The organism is Fontibacillus forbon (genome assembly GCF_046559655.1).
Taxonomy (GTDB): Bacteria; Bacillota; Bacilli; order Paenibacillales; family Paenibacillaceae; genus Fontibacillus.
The window spans coordinates 683,523-702,742 of sequence record NZ_JBKGFV010000002.1 but is presented as its reverse complement, the minus strand read 5'-3'; the positions used below and the strand labels follow the sequence as shown (position 1 = coordinate 702,742).

The 19,220-nt window shown below is 53.3% G+C and carries 14 protein-coding genes; 7 read left to right on the top strand and 7 right to left on the bottom strand.

The annotated features are described in order from the left end of the window. Window positions 1-740 precede the first annotated feature (740 nt). Window positions 741-1,952 (bottom strand): MFS transporter, encoded by a 1,212-nt coding sequence (locus ACLB09_RS10190; RefSeq protein ID WP_410769704.1) that lies wholly within the window; start codon window positions 1,950-1,952, stop codon window positions 741-743. Window positions 1,953-2,139: 187 nt separating this feature from the next. Here ACLB09_RS10190 and hemE point away from each other — a divergent pair, with 187 nt between their 5' ends. From hemE to ACLB09_RS10155, 7 genes are all read left to right on the top strand, one after another. After that, window positions 2,140-3,207: a uroporphyrinogen decarboxylase gene (hemE, locus tag ACLB09_RS10185; protein WP_410769703.1), complete on the top strand. Its 1,068-nt coding sequence runs from the start codon at window positions 2,140-2,142 to the stop codon at window positions 3,205-3,207. Between the two features lie 26 nt (window positions 3,208-3,233). Continuing rightward, window positions 3,234-4,175, top strand: a complete 942-nt coding sequence (gene hemH / locus ACLB09_RS10180) for a ferrochelatase (RefSeq protein WP_410769702.1) — start codon at window positions 3,234-3,236, stop codon at window positions 4,173-4,175. A 172-nt stretch (window positions 4,176-4,347) separates the two neighbouring features. Next, a complete protein-coding gene (locus tag ACLB09_RS10175) occupies window positions 4,348-5,739 on the top strand; it encodes a CapA family protein (RefSeq protein WP_410769701.1) in 1,392 nt (463 codons plus the stop codon). Window positions 5,740-5,771: 32 nt separating this feature from the next. Further along, entirely contained in the window at window positions 5,772-6,506 is a 735-nt protein-coding gene (locus ACLB09_RS10170) for a glycerophosphodiester phosphodiesterase (RefSeq protein ID WP_410769700.1), read from the top strand. Between the two features lie 46 nt (window positions 6,507-6,552). Beyond that, window positions 6,553-7,197, top strand: coding sequence for a fumarylacetoacetate hydrolase family protein (locus ACLB09_RS10165; RefSeq protein WP_410769699.1), 645 nt, complete (start codon window positions 6,553-6,555; stop codon window positions 7,195-7,197). Further along, a complete protein-coding gene (locus ACLB09_RS10160; RefSeq protein WP_410769698.1) occupies window positions 7,194-8,033 on the top strand; it encodes a DUF92 domain-containing protein in 840 nt (279 codons plus the stop codon). Before ACLB09_RS10165 ends, ACLB09_RS10160 begins: the two co-directional genes overlap by 4 nt. A 46-nt stretch (window positions 8,034-8,079) precedes the next feature. After that, complete coding sequence (locus ACLB09_RS10155) at window positions 8,080-10,065, top strand: ABC-F family ATP-binding cassette domain-containing protein (protein ID WP_410769697.1); 1,986 nt, start codon at window positions 8,080-8,082, stop codon at window positions 10,063-10,065. A gap of 130 nt (window positions 10,066-10,195) precedes the next feature. Here the strand turns inward: ACLB09_RS10155 and ACLB09_RS10150 are convergent, their stop codons facing one another. From ACLB09_RS10150 to pepF, 6 genes are all read right to left on the bottom strand, one after another. Beyond that, entirely contained in the window at window positions 10,196-14,410 is a 4,215-nt protein-coding gene (locus ACLB09_RS10150; RefSeq protein WP_410769696.1) for an acyl-CoA dehydratase activase-related protein, read from the bottom strand. Between the two features lie 9 nt (window positions 14,411-14,419). Then, complete coding sequence (locus ACLB09_RS10145) at window positions 14,420-14,899, bottom strand: MarR family winged helix-turn-helix transcriptional regulator (RefSeq protein WP_410769695.1); 480 nt, start codon at window positions 14,897-14,899, stop codon at window positions 14,420-14,422. A gap of 171 nt (window positions 14,900-15,070) precedes the next feature. After that, window positions 15,071-15,868, bottom strand: coding sequence for a hypothetical protein (locus ACLB09_RS10140; protein ID WP_410769694.1), 798 nt, complete (start codon window positions 15,866-15,868; stop codon window positions 15,071-15,073). Next, complete coding sequence (locus ACLB09_RS10135; protein WP_410769693.1) at window positions 15,855-16,892, bottom strand: M42 family metallopeptidase; 1,038 nt, start codon at window positions 16,890-16,892, stop codon at window positions 15,855-15,857. Before ACLB09_RS10135 ends, ACLB09_RS10140 begins: the two co-directional genes overlap by 14 nt. A gap of 32 nt (window positions 16,893-16,924) precedes the next feature. Next, complete coding sequence (locus ACLB09_RS10130) at window positions 16,925-17,251, bottom strand: LapA family protein (protein WP_410769692.1); 327 nt, start codon at window positions 17,249-17,251, stop codon at window positions 16,925-16,927. Between the two features lie 78 nt (window positions 17,252-17,329). Continuing rightward, window positions 17,330-19,120, bottom strand: a complete 1,791-nt coding sequence (gene pepF, locus ACLB09_RS10125) for an oligoendopeptidase F (RefSeq protein WP_410769691.1) — start codon at window positions 19,118-19,120, stop codon at window positions 17,330-17,332. Between the last annotated feature and the right edge of the window lie 100 nt (window positions 19,121-19,220).

Below are 19,220 nucleotides of genomic sequence, written 5' to 3'. Positions count from 1 at the left end.
GAAGAAATTAACTGGATTTCCTACAGTTAATTTCGCTCGAAAGAGCAAAATGGCCGAATTAACTGGAAAACCTCCAGCTAATTGGGCCATTTTGCAAGCGGAGGCGCAGAAATGAAGAAAATAACTGCATGTTATCCAGTTATTTCTCCAAACCGGCGCCAAAGTCCGGAATTAACTGTATATTATCCAGTTAATTCGATCCAGAGCAGGCGGCTATAGCTGACCTTGGTGCAGCCTGCCGCGCGCGGGCGAAATTAACTGGATTTCTTACAGTTGAATATTAGTTTTGATGTACGACTAAGATTGAACGCTATGGCAGATACATGGCACCCTGTTTATAAAGTAACTTTAGAGTTTCGTGATACATTTGTGGGTAAACCGCTACCGGAAAATAAGTAACCGAGTATCCGCAAACAGCCATAGACTAACATTGTACCTTCACAAACCACACTCGCCCGTTCTATATCAACCTTTAACCACAAGCCCTACAACTAACCACAAGCCCTATAACCATCATTCGCATCGAGTTTAGCAATTAGCAACCACATAGCTTCGTAACTTGTGCGCCATTTTAACCTCTGCACTCCAGCGTTCATCCGATTGTTTGATGGAAAGACCGCATGTGATCGGCCGCCGTCATGTAGGGTAAGACCGAGCGCCGGGCGGGAGCTGTGCATAATTAACCAAAACAAACCCGCCCGGAACAACCGGACGGGTTTGTTTGCGAAGAAGAAGTTAGTTTACCTGAACGAGGTCATTTTCGGCTTGGCGTAGAGTTTCCATCTTACCCAGGCGGTGTTGAAGAACAGCAGGATGCCGGAGATGATGAAGATGCCCTCGATTCCGATGAAGCCGGAGAGGAACCCGCCGACCAGGGAACCGAGCATGTTGCCGAGCGCAAGCGTGCTGCTGTTGAAACCGAAGGCCCGGCTTTCCATGCCGTCCGGGGTGTAGAACCGGATCAGCGCGTTCACGCTCGGCAGGAGTCCGCCCATGAAGATCCCCATCAGGAAACGGACGAGGATGAGCTGCCACACCGATTGTACGAATGCTTGCGGAATTAGGGTAGCGGCGGCGCCAATCAATGAGAACGTTAAAATTCGGTGCGCTCCGACTTTATCGCTGAACCGTCCCAGTACAGGGGAGGTGACCATGTTTGAAATGCCGGTGACGGCTGTAACGAACCCGGCCCAAAAGGGGACGTCCGTAGCAACGCCGTGCAGCTTCTCGACATAGAGAGGGAGCAAGGACATCGGGCTAAGCATGGCGAATTGAAGCAGGAACGTTACCGCGAACAAGGCGGTCAGTTGAGGCGTTTTGTTCAGCTCGACGAATCCTTGCAATACGGAGATTTGCGGCGTGTGGGCCGCTTCTTCCCGGTCGAATTTCTCGCGAACAAACAGTAAGGCGAGCATGGAGGCGACAAACAGCAGGGCGCCCGTGATATAAAAAATAGGGCGAAAACCGACATATTCCGCCATCAGGCCGCCGATCAGCGGTCCAAGGATGGTACCGGCCACGGTCCCCGACTGGATGGTGCCCATCGCAAAGCCCATCCGCTCCTTCGGAGCTGTGCCGGAGACCAGGGCGACGGCGGCCGGATTAAAGCCGGAGATCGTGCCGTTCAGCAGGCGCAGGGCCAGCAAATGCCATGGCTGGGTGGCAAAGCCCATGAGAGTAATGACAATGGCCATGCCGAAGCCCGAACGCAGGAGCATGATTTTGCGGCCGTATTTGTCGGCAAGCTTGCCCCACAGCGGCTGAAATATAAAGGATGTGGCGAAATTGGCGGCGAAGATCAGCCCCGCCCAAATGCCGATGGCATGCTCGCCTTGCACATGCAGGTTTCTGGCCAGATACAGCGACAAAAATGGCGTAATCATCGTCATTCCGGCATTGACCAGAAACTGTCCGAACCAAAGCACAATGACATTGACTTTCCAGGTCTGCAATGTGCTTTCACTTCCTTTCAGGTCATCTGGTTGGAAAACAAAGTCTTTACAGTATAGCACAATTTGTCAGGCGCTCCGGCAGAGGAATGTCATATGATTGTCATCGGACAAGTCGGTGTGACAGTTGTTACTTACTTTTAAAAAAGGCATAATATATATTAAAGATTTATGATTGGAGGCTGGGTTCGTGGCATTTAACGACCGCTTTATCCGGGCTTGCCGCAGACAGGAAGTCGATCGTCTCCCTGTATGGTACATGCGTCAGGCTGGCAGATATGATCCGGATTACCGGAAAATCAAAGAAAAATACAGTTTACTCGAAATTTGTCGGCAGCCTGAGCTGGCTGCGGAAATTACGCTGATGCCGGTGCGCAAACTGGGCGTGGATGCGGCTATTTTATATTCGGATATAATGAATCCCGTTGCTTCATTAGGCATCGACTTTGATATCGTGAAAAATATCGGACCCGTCATCGATAATCCGATCCGATCCAGGGAAGACATCGAGCGGCTGAAGCCGATCGACGTCGAGAAGGATTTATCGCATATCCTGGAAACGATCGCTATTTTGGACCGGGAACTGGACGTGCCGCTGATCACTTTTGCCGGCGCGCCGTTTACGATCGCGAGTTATCTGATCGAAGGCCGGCCTTCGAAAAGCTATATCCGCACGAAGAGCCTGATGTACGGAGAGCCGGAATTGTGGGACAAGCTCATGGGCAAACTCGGCGACATGGTGATCACCTATTTGCGCGCCCATGTGAATAGCGGGGGAAAAGCATTCCAACTGTTCGACAGCTGGGTCGGTGCGTTAGCGCCTAAAGATTTCGAGCGCTTTGTTTTGCCTACGATTACCCGTATCTTTGCCGAACTTGACGATTTGGATGTACCGAAAATTTATTTTCCCGGCGTGAGCTCGGGGGAACTGTTGCCGACACTGACGGAGCTTAAGGCCGATGTGATCGGCCTTGACTGGCGCGTATCCATTGCGGAGGGACGTCGCCGCACCGGCGGAAAGTTTGCCGTTCAGGGCAACCTAGATCCGTATATTTTAACCGCTCCTATGGACATCATTAAACAATATGCCAAGGAATTGATTGATCAGGGTGTGGAAGAGCCAGGATACATATTTAATCTCGGCCACGGATTGTTTCCCGAAGCTTCGATCGAGAAGCTGGAGGAGTTGACCCATTTCGCACACGAATATTCGGAGAAAGCGATTCGGGAGCGGAGTCATTATCAACTGAACTTATGACATGAACTTGTTGAGGTGAAAACAGGATGAAAACGAAAATCGGCGTTTTGGTGATGTCCTACGGCACACCGCAAAGTTTGGATCAGGTCGAAACCTATTATACGCATATCCGCCGGGGTCATCCGCCTACCGCGGAGCAACTGAAAGAATTGAAAGACCGCTATGAGGCGATCGTCGGCGGCGTATTTCCGCTGCGCGCCAACACCGATAATCAGGTGGCTGCACTGCAGGATACGTTGAACCGGTTGAATCCTTATGGTGACAAGGAGTTCGTATGTTACCAGGGATTAAAACATGCGAGCCCGTTTATTGAAGACGGCGTAGAGGCGATGGCAGGAGATGGCATCACTAAGGCGGTTGGAATTGTACTTGCCCCGCATTACTCCGTGATGAGTATCGGCGGTTATATCAAGCGTGCGGAGGCGAAAGCGGCGGAAGCCGGCATCGCCATGAAATTCATCCGCAGCTATCATCTGCATCCGAAACTGATTGGGGCTTTGGCCGCAAGAGTGTCGAAGAAACTGGACCTGTTCGAGGAAGCGGGTGCCGAGCGGAGCAAAGTGAGAGTTCTGTTCAGCGCGCATAGCCTGCCGCAAAAGATTTTGGAAATGGGGGATCCTTACCAGGATCAATTGATGGAGACCTCCCGGGCGGTTGCCGAAGCGACAGGCGTCACCTCTTGGCAATTTACCTGGCAGAGCGCGGGCCGGACGGCCGAGCCGTGGCTGGGCCCCGACATTTTGGATACGCTGCGCAGCTTGAGTCAGGAGCAGGTGGAAGATGTGCTGGTTGCTCCGGTCGGATTTGTGTCGGACCACCTGGAAGTGCTGTACGATCTCGATATCGAAGCCAAGGCGATCGCGAAAGAACTGGATATGCGGCTTGAGCGGATCGATTCGCTGAATACCGACCCGCTTTATATGGAGGCGCTCAGCGATTTGATTTTCCAGGCCGAGGAGAAAGAATAAAACTATTACGTTTACCCCGGTTTCGCATGAGCTCATTCGGGCTATATAGACTAGGACAAAAGGTACCCTTCGCTTAAAATAGGCGAGGGGTTCTATTTATTTCGGGTTACCTGATATAATAAAATCAATCATGTTCAAGAGTAAGTCGAGTATGAGGAAAAAGGAGTCAAACATGTATCCACCACGTTCGGAGAAACACAAAAACAAGAAACAGGAAAAACAGCGGCGGCAGAGCCGCTTTTGGCTTGGATTGAACGTATCCCTGATTTTAATCATCGTTGTCGTGGGAGCTTATATTTTTTTGGCTGATCGTACGATGAAGGGCAGTGCCGATTCGGAAAACGGGAATCTTTCGTCAGAAATTCATGAAGAAGAAAGCGATCGTGTCGGCTCCGGGAACCAACAAGATCCGGCCTCCGGGAATCAAAAGCCTGACGGAGATCCTGTAGTACAAAAGCCTGCGGATTCCGGCAACTCTTCCGAGAGCGATCCGGAAGGCGATTTGACCGGCGGAAATGACCAACAGGTACCGGAGAAGGATCCTGTGGAGGAAACCGACTCTGCAGACCGGCTTCTGATTCATTTTGCGGGGGATACGATTTTTTCCAGTAAAGTGGCCGAGAAGCTTGAAAAGGAAGGTTATGATTATCCGTACCGGTATGTGAAAGATTTGTTCCAGAACGATGATCTCAGCATCGTGAACTTGGAAACGCCGGTAACGGAGGGAGGCACGGCGGCAGAAAATAAGACGTTCGTGTTTAAATCTTCTCCCAAAGCATTACCCGAACTTGCCAAAGCAGGGATCGATGCGGTTAATCTGGCGAATAACCATACGCTTGATCAAGGCGTTGAAGGTTTGCTGGACACGATTCAGCATTTGAAAAAGAGCAAGCTCCACTATGTCGGTGCCGGAAAGAATAGTACCGATGCTTACGCTCCCGTATATATCGAGCGGAAAGGGATCAAGATCGCTTTGTGCGGTTTTACCCGGGTCATTCCCGAGTCTCACTGGACAGCGGGTAAAAATCCGGGAGTCGCAGCGGCCTATGATCCGAAACAGGCGCTGAAGTCCATACAAAACGCCCGGAAAAATGCCGATCTGGTGCTGGTAATGGTTCATTGGGGCAAGGAGCGGGCAACAAAGCTCGAAAAGCACCAGACAGAGCTGGCTCATGCTTTCATTGACGCCGGCGCGGATCTGGTGGTAGGCGGGCATCCGCATGTACTGCAGGGGCTCGAGGAATATAAAGGGAAATGGATCGCGTACAGCACGGGCAATTTTATTTTTACGAAATCGAAGGATCCGAAAACATGGGAGACAGCCGTCTTTGCCGCGGAGTGCACGCGAAAAGGCGATTGCGATATGAAGCTGATTCCTTACAGAACGGAGCTGGGCCAGCCGGTTCCGATGACCGACGAGGAAGGAGCCAAACTGCTGAAAGAGGTAGAAGGCTTCTCGCCGGGAATTACGATTGAAGCGTCCGGTAAAGTCAAAGCCGTAGCGGTGAAGAGCAGCGGGACTGTGGAATCGACCGAATCGTCTGACATGGCGGGCAATACCTGATTTGATTTTGCAGCAGGGAGGGAGCTTGGAATATGTCCAATCTATGTGTAGCCCATCGGGGATTTTCCGGAATCGCTCCTGAAAATACAATGTCCGCAGTCACACTCGCGATGGAGCAGCCCTATGTTCATTGGATTGAAGTTGACGTCCAGCTTTCCAAAGACGGAGTGCCCCTGTTGATCCATGACTTTAATTTAAACCGGACGACGAACGGACGGGGACCCGTAAAGGAAAAGACATGGGGAGAACTTAGTAGTCTGGATGCCGGCAGTTGGAAATCGAAGGAGTATGCCGGGGAACGGCTGATCTGCCTGGATGAATTTCTGGATAAAATCAAGGGACGTTTAAAGGCCAATATTGAAGTCAAAACCCAGGGGGATTTGTACCCCGGTATTGAAGAAAAGATCATCTCCGCCGTGAAGAAACACAGGATGGAGCAGGATGTCGTGCTTACTTCCTTCGAACCCCGGGTGTTGGCCAAAATCAAGGAAATCGGCCGGGGAATCCGGACAGGATTGATTATTGAAGGCAAGCCTAAAGATCTTCTGCTCCGGCTGCAATTGCTGCAATGCTCCTTTCTCTCGATTAACTACAGGCATTTATCTGCGGAGTTGGCAGGAAAAGCGGCAAGACGCGGCATTGAAGTCATGGCCTGGACGCTGGATGACGTCCGCCGGATGCGGCGGGTGGCCGCCATGCACGGTGACATTCTCCTTTGTACGAACCGGCCCGATATTTGGCGCAAAGCGATAAGAGAACCGAACTGATCCATCTATCGTTTAACTGAACTATTGAACCCAGGAGGCGTAAAGAATGAATAAATTGATCTCCAACGTATATTGCGTGGGCCGCAATTACCGGCTCCACGCCGAGGAATTGGGCAATGAGGTGCCTTCCGAGCCGATGATTTTTTTGAAGCCGTCCCATGCCGTTGTTCCGATGGATGGTTCGGGGCTGAGTCTCCCGGAGAACCGCGGTGAAATCCATTACGAGACCGAACTGGTGCTGCGCATCGGCAGACGCTACGAACCCGGCATGACTGTGGACGAGCTGGTAGACGTCATGGCGTTCGGGATCGATTTTACATTGCGCGATGTCCAGAACGAATTGAAGAAAAAGGGACAGCCGTGGACGCCGGCCAAAGGCTTCAAAAATTCTGCTCCGATTACGCCTTACATCGCTTTTCCTGGAGCCGCCGAAACTGCGGAGGAAGAGTTTACGCTACGGAAAAACGGAGAGCTCGTGCAACGGGGTAACATCGGCAATATGATTTTTTCATTGCAGCAAATTGTGGAATACCTTGCCGACAGATACGGACTGGATGAAGGGGACCTTATATTTACGGGAACTCCGGAAGGAGTAGGGCCTGTCTATCAGGGAGATCGGCTGCAGATCGCTTACGGTTCCAATGAACTGGGCAGCTTTGAAATTGTGTCGGGTCCTAAGGCAAAACAATGAGTGATTGGATCATCGGGGCGCTCTGCGCCCTTTTGGTCTCCGCGGCTGCTTATTGGAAGCGGTCTTTGTCGCCTTCGGGCATGATCGCTGCGGCCGTGATGGGGACCGTATATTATGGAGCGGGCAATCTTTTCTGGTTTGGCATATTGCTGCTATTCTTCATTACTTCCACGTTGTTTTCCAAATTCCGCGGGGACCGGAAACGGGAACTGGAGAAGTCCTATGCCAAAACCGGCCGTAGGGACGCAGGTCAAGTGCTGGCGAATGGCGGGCTTGGCATGGTCGCCTGTATCGGAAACGCGATTTGGCCCGATCCGCTCTGGGCTTATGTTTTCGTGGGCGTGATGGGAGCCGTAACGGCCGATACATGGGCCACCGAATGGGGCGGGCTCAGTCGTAAACCGCCGCGCTCGGTGCTGACCTGGAAGCCGCTTCCCGCCGGTACGTCCGGCGGCGTTTCGCTGCTCGGCAGCTTTGCGGCGCTGATTGGGGCAATGATGATCGGCGGAGCTGCCTGGGTGCTGCTAGGCTGGACGGGAGGAGAAAGCGAAGCAGCGGGATCGGCGGCCAAATCCACTTTGACATTTTGGCAATGGCTTATCGTTGGCGGTTTGTCCGGCTTTGCCGGCGCGTTTGCCGATTCTCTCCTTGGCGCGACGCTACAGCGGATGAACCGCTGCCCGGTATGCGGCAAAAGCGTAGAGGTGGAAGTTCACTGCGGGGTCAGCACGCTGCCTGCGCGTGGATTCCGCTGGATGAACAACGATGCGGTGAATTTGCTCAGCTCCCTGGCAGCGGGGTTCATAGCCTGGGGACTTGCCATGCTGCTGATTTAGAGGATTGCTTGAAGCTTAGATGGCTCTAGAAAGTAGGTAGACTTTGATGAATATATTGACGGTGGAACATGTAACGAAAACCTATGGCGAAAAAATCCTGTTTCAGGATGTTTCGTTCGGCATGGATGAGCACGATAAGATCGGTGTGATCGGGGTCAACGGGACGGGAAAATCAACGTTTCTTCGCGTTATCGCCGGACTGGATTCCGCGGATGAAGGCAAGGTATCGGTGAACCGGGATACCCGGGTTACTTTTTTGGCGCAAAATCCGGAGTTCGACCCCCATATTTCGGTACTGCGCGGCGTATTTCAAAATGGAGGCCCCGAACTGGAGGTCGTCTCCTCCTACATGGAAGCCATGGAGGAATTGGAATTGCTGCCGTCCGACACGGCTTTGCAGGCCAAAGTGACGAAGCTGGGCCAGGAAATGGACCGGCTTCAGGCTTGGAGCCTGGAGAGCGACGCCAAGAGCGTTTTGTCCAGACTGGGGATTAACGATTTCGGCCGGAAAATGGGCGAATTGTCCGGTGGGCAACGGAAGCGGGTCGCCTTGGCGTCCGCTCTGATCGTTCCATCGGAACTGCTGATCATGGACGAGCCTACCAACCATATCGACAACGATTCCGTGGCCTGGCTCGAATCGTATTTGCAGAAGCGCCGAGGCGCGCTACTGCTCATTACGCATGACCGGTACTTCCTGGACCGTGTCTGCAATGTCATGCTGGAGCTGGATCATGGTCGCCTTTTCCGTTATGAAGCGAATTACAGCCGGTTTCTGGAGCTGAAAAGCGAGCGCGAGGAGCGGGAAGCAGCCTCGGAACAGAAGCGGCAGAACCTGCTGCGCAATGAGCTGGCCTGGATCCGGCGCGGGGCTCAAGCGCGTTCCACCAAGCAAAAAGCCCGGATTGAACGGTTTGAAAAACTGCAAAACATGAAAACGGATTTCAAGAGCGATTCGCTCGATATCTCCGTGGCTTCGACCCGGCTGGGGCGCAAAATTCTGGAGATATCCGGGCTGCGCAAATCCGCAGGGGACCGGTTGCTGATCGGAGATTTAACTTATACGGCCGTGCCAGGCGACCGCGTCGGCATCGTCGGCCCGAACGGCAGCGGCAAGTCCACACTGCTCAATATGATTGCCGGAGTGATTGCGCCTGAAAATGGTGAAATCGAGCTCGGCCAAACGGTCAAGCTGGGGTATTTCACCCAGGAGCATCAGGAAATGGACGGCAAACAGCGGGTGATCGAATATATCAAAGAGGAAGCCGAAGTCGTCGAGACCGCGGACGGATCGCGGATTACGGCGGCGCAGATGCTGGAGCGGTTTCTCTTCCCGCCTGCAATGCAGTGGACGCCGATCGCGAAGCTGTCGGGCGGGGAGAAGCGGCGGCTATATCTGCTCCGCGTGCTTATGGGCGCCCCAAACGTGCTTCTCCTGGACGAACCTACGAACGATCTGGATATTCAAACGCTGACGGTGTTGGAGTCCTATTTGGACGAGTTTCCGGGCGCCGTATTCGTCGTCTCGCATGACCGTTATTTCCTTGACCGCACCGTGGACAAGATTATGGCGTTTGAAGGCGGCGGCGTGGTGTCCGTGCATGTCGGCGATTATAGCGATTATGAGGAGCGCCTTCAAGCCGCGGGCAGGAACCCTGCACTCTCCGCTCAGTCAACCGGCGTTTCCGGCGGTTCGCGCGGAGCCAAGGGCACGGAAGGCACAAGCGGAAGCGCCGGTACAGCGCCTGCATCCGTTGCCGGAGGAAGCAAGGATCCCGCGCGTGGGGAAAAACTCAAATTCAGCTATAATGAGCAGCGTGAATATGAGACGATCGACGAGCGGGTGGAAGCCGCTGAGCAACGCTTGGTTGCAATTACCGAAGGAATGGCATCGGCCGCTAGCGACGCCGTCAAGCTCCAGGAGCTGATGCAGGAGCAACAGAAGAGTGAAGCGGAGCTGGAGCAACTAATGGAGCGCTGGGCGTATCTGAACGAACTGGCGGAGAAGATCGAAAGCCAGCGGAACGGGTAATAACGAAAAAGGAACGCCTTTATGGCAACTATCGATGAAACCGTGAATCTGCATGGAAATATACCTGGATAGCAACAAAGCAAAATCCGTCCGGATACACCGGACGGATTTTTGTTTTTGACAGGTTTATCTAGCAAAGCACCCCGCTAGCAATGGACATCATCAGCTTGATCCGGTTGATCTGGTTGACCTCGCTGGCTCCGGCGTCATAGTCGATCGCCGCGATGTTGGCGTCCGGATACAATTCCTTCAAGCCTTTGACCATACCCCTGCCTGTTATATGATTTGGCAGGCAGGCGAACGGCTGAATGCAGACGATATTGTTCACCCCGTGATCGAGCAGTTCCATCATCTCTGCGGTGAGGAACCAGCCCTCTCCCATCTGGTTGCCGACGGAGACCAGGCGGCTCGCTTTGTCGGCGAGGCTGTAAATGCTTTCTGGCGCGGTGAGGAAACGGCTGTGTTCCAGCGCTTTTTTCACCGGTTTGCGGTACATTTCCAAATAGCTGATCACCATTGGATTCACGAACCCGAACATTTTGCTTTTGCCAAGCTGATCGGCTTTGTAGATCGGATTGTATAGACAGTAGAACATGAAATCGAGAAAATCGGGAACAACCGCTTCTCCGCCCTCGGCCTCGATGACCTCGACAAGTTTGTTGTTGGCATCGGGGTGGAATTTGATCAGAATCTCCCCGACAATGCCTACCCGCGGCTTGATCTCCCCGGTTAGCGGCAGAGCCTCGAATTCGGCGACCATCGTCCGAATATTGTCTTTATATTGTGAAAAAGAGAAATTTTGCAGCGAGTGCCGTGAGATACTCATCCATTTGCGGAACAGAAGCTCGGTCGCGCCTGGATGAAGCTCATAAGGACGGAAGCGGTACAGGAGCCGCATTAGCAAATCGCCGCAACAGGAGGCAGCGATCAGCCGGTTGATGATCTTCAGGTTCAACTTGAACCCCGGTTGGTTCTCCAGCCCGGTGACGTTTAGCGAAATGACCGGAATTTGCTCCATCTTGGCTTCCTTTAGCGCCTTGCGCAGCAGGCCGATATAGTTGGTCGCCCGGCATCCGCCGCCCGTCTGCGTCAAAATGACCGCGGTTCGGTCCGGGTCGTATTCCCCGCTTTTCAGCGCCGCGACGATTTGCCCGATCGTTACGATGGCCGGATAGCAGGCGTCGTTGTTGACGAATTTGAGCCCTTCTTCGGTCGTCTCCTTGCTGGCCGCTTTCAGTACCTTGAGCCGGTATCCCGCTTCGCGGAACACCGTTTCGAACAGCTCGAAATGGATCGGCGATACCTGCGGGGCAAGAATCGTATATCCTTCTTTCATCTTCTTGGTGAATGCGGCCGGCTTGGAAGGGGCAAGGCCGCCGCCCGGCGACATCATCGCCGCTTCGCGCTCCTTCATCGCGGCCAGCAGGGAGCGCAGACGAATGCGCGCTGCGCCGAGATTGCTGATTTCGTCGACTTTGATCAGCGTAAACGTTTTGCTTTCCCGTTCGAGAATTTCCTGAATCGCATCGGCGGTAATCGCATCAATGCCGCAGCCGAACGAAGTAAGCTGCACCAGCTCGAGATCTTCACGCTCCGTAACGTAGTAAGCGGCCCGATACATGCGGCCATGGTAGGTCCACTGGTTGACGATCGGCAGCGGATGCTTCACCGTGCCGAGATGGCAAATGGAGTCCTCGGTCAGCACGGCCAGGCCCATGCCGGTGATCAACTCGGAAATGCCGTGATTGATTTCCGGGTCGGTATGATACGGATGTCCGCAAAGAACGAGTCCTTTCGTTCCCGTGTTCTTCATGAAGGCGAGCGTTTCCTCGCCTTTATTGCGGACATCCTCCTTGGCCATTTCCGCCTCGTCCCAGGCCGCTTCGAATGCAGCCCCAAGTTCTTCCTTCGGGATATCAGGAAACGTCTCGAGCAGGCGTTTACGCAGCACCGGCTCCGAGTCGAAATTAAGGAACGGGCTGACGAGCGGAACGCCGCCTTCTTTTAATGCGTCCACGTTCGTGCGGATGACTTCCGGATAAGAAGCGACTACCGGACAATTGAAATGATTGTCGGCGGCTTCATCCTCTTTCTTTTCGTACACGACGGCCGGGTAGAAGATAAAGTCCACCCCGCTCCGGATCAGACTTTGAATATGGCCGTGCGCCAGCTTGGCGGGGTAGCAGACCGATTCCGAGGGGATCGTCTCCATGCCGCTCTCGTACAGCTTCTTGGATGATTTCGGCGATAATACGACCCGGTAGCCGAGTTGGGTAAAGAAAGTGTGCCAGAACGGATAATTTTCGAACAGATTGAGCACCCGCGGAATGCCGACCGTTCCCCGGCTGGCCTGAGCCGGCTCCAATGACGGATAGTTGAACATCCGCTCATATTTGTAGGCCGTCAAATTCGGTAGCCCGTTTTTTTCTTTTTTCTGGGTAGCCCCGCGTTCGCAGCGGTTGCCGGTCACATGGAAGCTTTTATCGGGAAAGCGGCTTACGGTCATGGCACAGGTATTGCTGCAGAGATAGCATCTGGCATGAGATACCTCATAGGTAAAGGCATCCAGTTCTTCGTGCGGGAGAATCGTGCTAACCCCCGAACCGGAATAGTTGGCTCTTGCGATCAGAGCGCAGCCATAGGCGCCCATAATTCCCGCGATGTCCGGCCGAACGACCTCCCGGCCGGTCAGTTGCTCGAACGCCCGCAGCACGGCATCGTTCAGGAAGGTGCCGCCTTGGACGATAATCTTCTGACCCATCTCTTCGGGATTGCGGATTTTGATTACTTTTTGCAGCGCGTTTTTGACCACGGAATAGGCGAGCCCCGCGGACAGATCGGCTAACGTCGCGCCTTCTTTCTGTACCTGCTTCACCTTGGAGTTCATAAACACTGTACAGCGTGAACCAAGGTCTACGGGGGCTTTCGATTGCATCGCCTTGGAAGCGAAGTCCGTAATGCTTAGTCCGAGAGTACCGGCAAAGCTCTCCAGAAACGAACCGCAGCCGGCCGAGCAGGCTTCGTTCAGCATCAAAGAGTCGATGGCTCCGCCGCGGATTTTGATGCACTTCATATCCTGACCGCCGATGTCGAGAATAAAATCGACATCCGGCAAAAAGGAGGAAGCCGCTTTATAATGGGCGACGGTTTCCACTTCGCCGCCGTCCACCCGGAATGCGGCCTTGACCAGGCCTTCGCCGTAACCGGTGACGTAAGTATGGGCGATGAAACAACCCTTCGGTAGAAGAGAGTAAACCTCTTTCAACGCCTCGCGGACAGAAGCCAGCGGGTTGCCCTTATTCCCGGCATAGAAGGTATGCAGGATTTGATCCTCGCTGCCGGTCAGAACGAGCTTAGTCGTCGTGGAACCGGCGTCGATGCCAAGGAAGCAGGGACCGCTGTATCCGGCCAGATCCATTCGCGCGGCCGAAGCGGCGTTATGGCGCTGCTGGAAATTCTCGAGGTCCCGCTTATCCTTGAACAGAGGCGGAAGCAGCGGGTCCTTGCCCTGCGAGGCTGCGGCAAAGTCGACGTCCCGTAATCTTTGCCGCCAGCTTGCCAGCGGCAGGGACTCGCCGCCCGAGCCGTGCAGGCACGAGCCAAGGGCGACAAAGTATTGGCTGCGCTCGGGGAAGAGGATTTCATCCTCTTTCAAGCCGAGGGTTACGGCAAAACGTTCCCGCAAGACGGGCAGGAACGTCAGCGGCCCTCCCAGGAAGGCAACCTTGCCGCGAATCGGGCGGCCGCAGGCCAGCCCGCTGATCGTCTGGTTGACGATGCTTTGGAAGATGGAGGCCGCGATGTCCTCCCGCCGGGCTCCTTCGTTCAGCAGGGGCTGAACATCGGTTTTGGCGAACACTCCACAGCGGGAGGCGATGGGATAGATCGTCTCATGTCGGCTCGCCAGTTCATTCAGCCCGGCGGGATCAGTTTCCAGCAAGGCAGCCATCTGATCGATGAACGCTCCCGTTCCTCCGGCGCAAGCGTTGTTCATTCTTTGCTCGATTCCGCCGCGGAAATAGATGATCTTGGCGTCCTCGCCGCCCAGTTCGATGGCAGTATCACTTTCCGGAACGACTTGTTTGACCGCTTTCGTGCAGGCGACCACTTCCTGCAGAAACGGAATATCGGCGAGCTCCGACAAGGAGAGCCCGGAAGATCCGCTCATGCAGATGGTCGCTTCCGCATCGGGGTATTTCTCCATGACCTGTTCCAGGAGGGAGAGAACCGCCGATTTTATATCCGAATAATGACGGATATAATGTTGATGCACAATTTCCGACTGATGCATGACGATGATTTTTGCGGTTGTCGATCCAATATCCAGTCCGATTTGCAATAGCATAGAGTTCACCTATTCCCGTATAAAGATGGCATTTGTAGCCGGCGTTGAGTGCGATTCCAGAGCAAATTTATCCTGAATGGATTCCAGCGAACGCAGAAAAATCGATAAATGCGCTTCGGAGAAGTCTTCAAGAATACTTTGAAATACGCGATTCCGTTTGCCGATCATTTCATCAAGGACCGATTGGCCGGCGGGGGTGATTTGAATCCAGCAGATCCGTTTGTCGTTCTTGTCTTTCACCCTTTTCAGCAAGCCTTCCTTAACAAGTTTGTTGACCGCGATCGTATTGGCGCTGGACGATAGTCCGACCTGCTCGGCAATTTGCGAAATCATGCACGGGCCGTTCCGGGAAACTGCCAGAAGAATAAAAAATTTGCTCGGTAATATCGAATCGCCATCGGTAAAAAACAATCTACCCAAATGATAAGCAATGGTTAAGGTCGTTTCGCAAATCTCTTCCACGACATCTTGACCATGTAGATCCTCCATCTGCTTGCACCGCCTTTCACTTGTCCGGAGAAGTTTTATCGTAAAGTTTTATATACAAACTTTACCAAAGGCCTCGATTCCGGCGCTGTGTAATTTATAACAGGGGACGGGCACGCGGGACAAAAAAACCGCCCCGAAATGCGAGCGGTTTTAACAGGTTTATCCTAAGATTCAGTGAATTGCGATGATCTGCCGGAGATCCCGGGAATCGCCATACAGCGAAGTTTCGGCGGATTTTAATTGCGAGGAGCCGTCCCCGTCCAGAAAAATTCCTTCCTTGGCGGAGTCTGGTGCAATCCTCTCCAGAATAGCGGTACGGAATTCGGCCGCCGTACAGCGGGTCGGCGTAACGATCAGCCACAGCAAGCCCGTGTCGTCATAGACGAGGCCGGAGCGTAGACGCTTCTCTTCCGGGTAAGGCAGATGCTCAAGAAGCATGGCTTCTTCCCAGCCCGCTTCGTCGCACAGGTTCATACTGATGCCGCCCTGGGCGAAGTAACGGCTGCGGTCTTGCACGTCCAATTCTGCAGCGGAGGAAGCGACCTGCACGGAAAACCGGCTCGCGGCTTCGTCCCAGACCAGCGTGCCGCGTGGATATTTGGCGTTGAACCAGCCTGAGCCATATCCCCCTGCCTGACCTTTGACCGGTACATCTCCGTTGACCGCGATGGACAATACGCTGTCCTGGTAGAAGAAACCGCCGTTAATGCCGTATACGCGGTAATCGCGAAGCGGCCGGTCCGCGGCCCGAAGTTCGATATGCTCCGGCTTCACGGTCAACGCGTGGAGTTCAATACCGCTAGCGGCCACGGTCTTCGAGTACGTATAGGGGTGAGGAAGCAAGTAAATGCTTCCCCAGGACAGCATGCCAATCACGCATAGAGCGATCAGCGCCGACGCTGCGACCGCCATAATCCAGCGGCTTTGAAGCTTGGACCGATCCGCCTTAGATGCTCTAGGCGGTAACATAAGCGACAAGCAGCTTGGTCGTGTTGATAATCGCTTGCGTGTGCGTTCTTTCCATTGCATGCGAGGCATGCACGCCCGGGCCGATTAGGGCGGCACGGATGTTATGTCCGCCGTGCAGCGCGGCGGAAGCGTCCGAGCCGTAATGCGGATAAATATCTACCGCATAAGGAATTTCGAGCTGCTTCGCAAGCTCGATCAATTTGCCGGTCATATCGTAATCGTACGGACCGGTGGAGTCTTTGGCGCAAATGGAGACGTCGGTCTCCTTGCAGCTCAGGTTATCGCCCATGGCGCCCATGTCCACGGCGATCATTTCGTTCACGCCGTCCGGAATCCAGGACGCGCCGTGACCGACTTCCTCATAATTGGAAATGAGGAAGACCAGATCATGCCGGGGCGTCCAGCCTTCGCGCTTGCTGGATTCCAAGAGGCCGAAAAGCGCGGCGACGCTGGCCTTATCGTCCAGGTGACGGGACTTCACGTACCCGCTCGGCGTAATCACCGCCCGGGCGTCAAAAGAAATGAAGTCCCCGACCGAGATGCCGAGCTTCAGAACATCGTCCTTGTTTTCGACGAGTTCGTCGATCCGGATCTCCATGTTCTTTTCATCGCGTTTAAAGTCACGGGCATCGCTGTAGACGTGGACGGAGGGATGAGAGGACAGAATCGTGCCCGTATAAACCTTGCCTTCGCGGGTGTGAATTTGGCAGTATTCGTTTTCGATACTGTTCATCATAAACCCGCCGACGGACGTGATCGCCAGCGTTCCGTTTGCGTTGATCGCGCGGACCATGGCTCCAAGCGTGTCCACGTGCGCGCTGATCGCGATCTTCCGCGAGGAATCGCTGCCTTTTAGCGTCAGCAGCGCTCCGCCTTTTTCATTTTGGGAGAAGCCGATACCGAGCGCTTCCGCTTCGGTGCGGATCATGTTCATGATTTCCCGGGTGAACCCGCTGGGGCTCGGGGTATCGAGCAGTTTTTTCAGTAATTCCAGAATATAAGATTCATTCGGTTGAATGGTCATGGATAAGCCTCCTAAATGATCTGATGATGTGTTTATTCTTGGGTGGGAAGGATATCTTCAGCAGGCTCGGCAGCGTCCGCTTTGGATTCCGGAAAAACATAGCCTGTTGCCTCTTGGATATGTACGAGCTTCGCGTTCAGGGTTTTCACTTCTCTTTGCAGACGGTATCCGCGGTAGATGCCGAATGAGCCGACGATAATGCCGCCGAGAAGCGTGGAGCCGAGAATAAGCAAAATCAGCGGGAGGCTGACCGAACCGAACAGCAGGTTAACCTGAACGGGATCGACATTGATTACGGCAAATACGGCAGTGATCAGCGCAAAAATTAAGGCGAGAATTAAAGACCATTGGATTTTCATGAGGAAACACCTCCTTCTTATGACAGTATAAAATCCCTTGCCCGAAAGGAGCAAGGGATTCACTGGCAAAGCGTGCACTTATTTTGTCAAATTCTCCATTTGTTCAATGATGCTTTCAAATACGCTCATCGCTTCGCGGACCGGTTGAGGCGTTGACATATCCACGCCGGCTTTGCGCAGGATGTTGATCGAATAGTCGCTGCCGCCGCTCTTCAGGAAACCCAGATAACGGTCGACCGCCGGTTGTCCTTCCTCGAGAATCTGCTTGGAGAAGCTTGTAGCCGCCGAGAAACCGGTAGCGTATTTGTATACGTAAAAGCTCGTGTAAAAATGGGGAATACGTGCCCATTCCATTTCGATATCCTGATCCACCGCCATCTCTTTGCCGTGATATTTCAGGTTGAGATCGTAGTAGATGGAAGACAACTCTTGCGGAGTCAGCGATTCGCCGGCTTCGGCTCGCTCGTGAATGATCTTCTCGAACTCGGCGAACATCGTCTGGCGGAACAAGGTAGTCCGGAATTGGTCGGCATAGTAAGTCAGCAGGTACATTTTTTGCTTCGGATCGGTCGAATGTTTCAGCAAGTAATCCATCAGCAGCGCTTCATTCGTCGTGGAGGCGACTTCGGCCAGGAAGATCGTATATTGAGCGTCACGATATTTCAAGGCTTCATCTGAAAAATAAGAATGCAGCGCATGACCCATTTCATGAGCCAGCGTAAACATGCTGTTCAAATTGTCCTTGTGGTTCAACAGTACGTACGGATGCGTTCCATATGCGCCCCAGCTGTAAGCGCCGGTCCGTTTGCCTTCGTTCTCGTACACGTCGATCCAACGGTTGTCGAAACCGTCCTTCAGCACGCTGAGATAGTTTTCGCCAAGCGGTTGCAGACCGTCTTCCACCATTTTTTTTGCTTCTTCGTAAGTAATGTCCCATTTGTACTCTTCCACGAGCGGGGCGAACAGATCGTACATGTGAAGCTCGTCGACGCCGAGCAATTTTTTGCGGAGTTTCATATAGCGGTGCAGAAGCGGAAGGCTCTCATGAACCGTGTCGATCAGGTTGGTGTAAACTTCCTTCGGAATATTGTCGCCGTACAGTGACATTTCCAGCACCGATGGGTATTTGCGTACTTTGGAATAAAACATGTTTTTGTTGACATTAGCGCTTAGTGTCGCCGCAATCGTGTTTTTTTGTTTGCCGTACGTTTCATAAACGGCTTTAAAAGCGCGGCGGCGTACGTCGCGGTTCGGATTTTCCAGAAATTGAATGTAGCTGCCGTGAGTCAATTCCACTTCGTTCCCGTTCTCGTCCTTGATTTTAGGGAACTTGATATCCGCATTGTTGATCATGCCGAATATATTTTGCGGCGCCTGCGACAGATTGCCGACTTGGGCAAGCAAGGCCTCTTCGGTTTTGCTCAGGATATGCGCTTTTTCCCGTTTGATTTCCTGCAGGGTAAACTTGTAATCGGCCAATTCCGGATTCTCGATTAATTCGTCGAGTTGACTTTCCGGCAGGGATAGGATCTCCGGCGTAATAAAGGAGAGCGCTTCGCCGATTTCCACGTTCAGTTTTTTTGCTTTTTGGGAAAGCGCCTGATATGTAGGGTTAGTGGTGTCCTGGTCATGATTTAAATGGGCATACACATAGAGTCGCTCCAGATTTAACGAAATTTCGTCCTCCAGAGCAAAAACGGCTTTAACATTTTGCGGGCTATCCAGCTTTCCTTCATAGTCGGCAGCCTTTATCTTAAGCTGCTTCAGGCTGTCGAGAGCCTCGTCCCAGGCTTTCTGGTCACGGAACATATCGTCCAGTTTCCAGGTGTTATCTACTTCTACTTCGGAACGTTTCGGTAATGTGCTCATCGGAATCCTCCTTTGATTTGGGTAAATCGAATTGTCTTCGGCTTGATCGCCGGCCGCTGCACCCGGCAGGGCGGCAGCCATGAGTGATACAGTCAGAAGA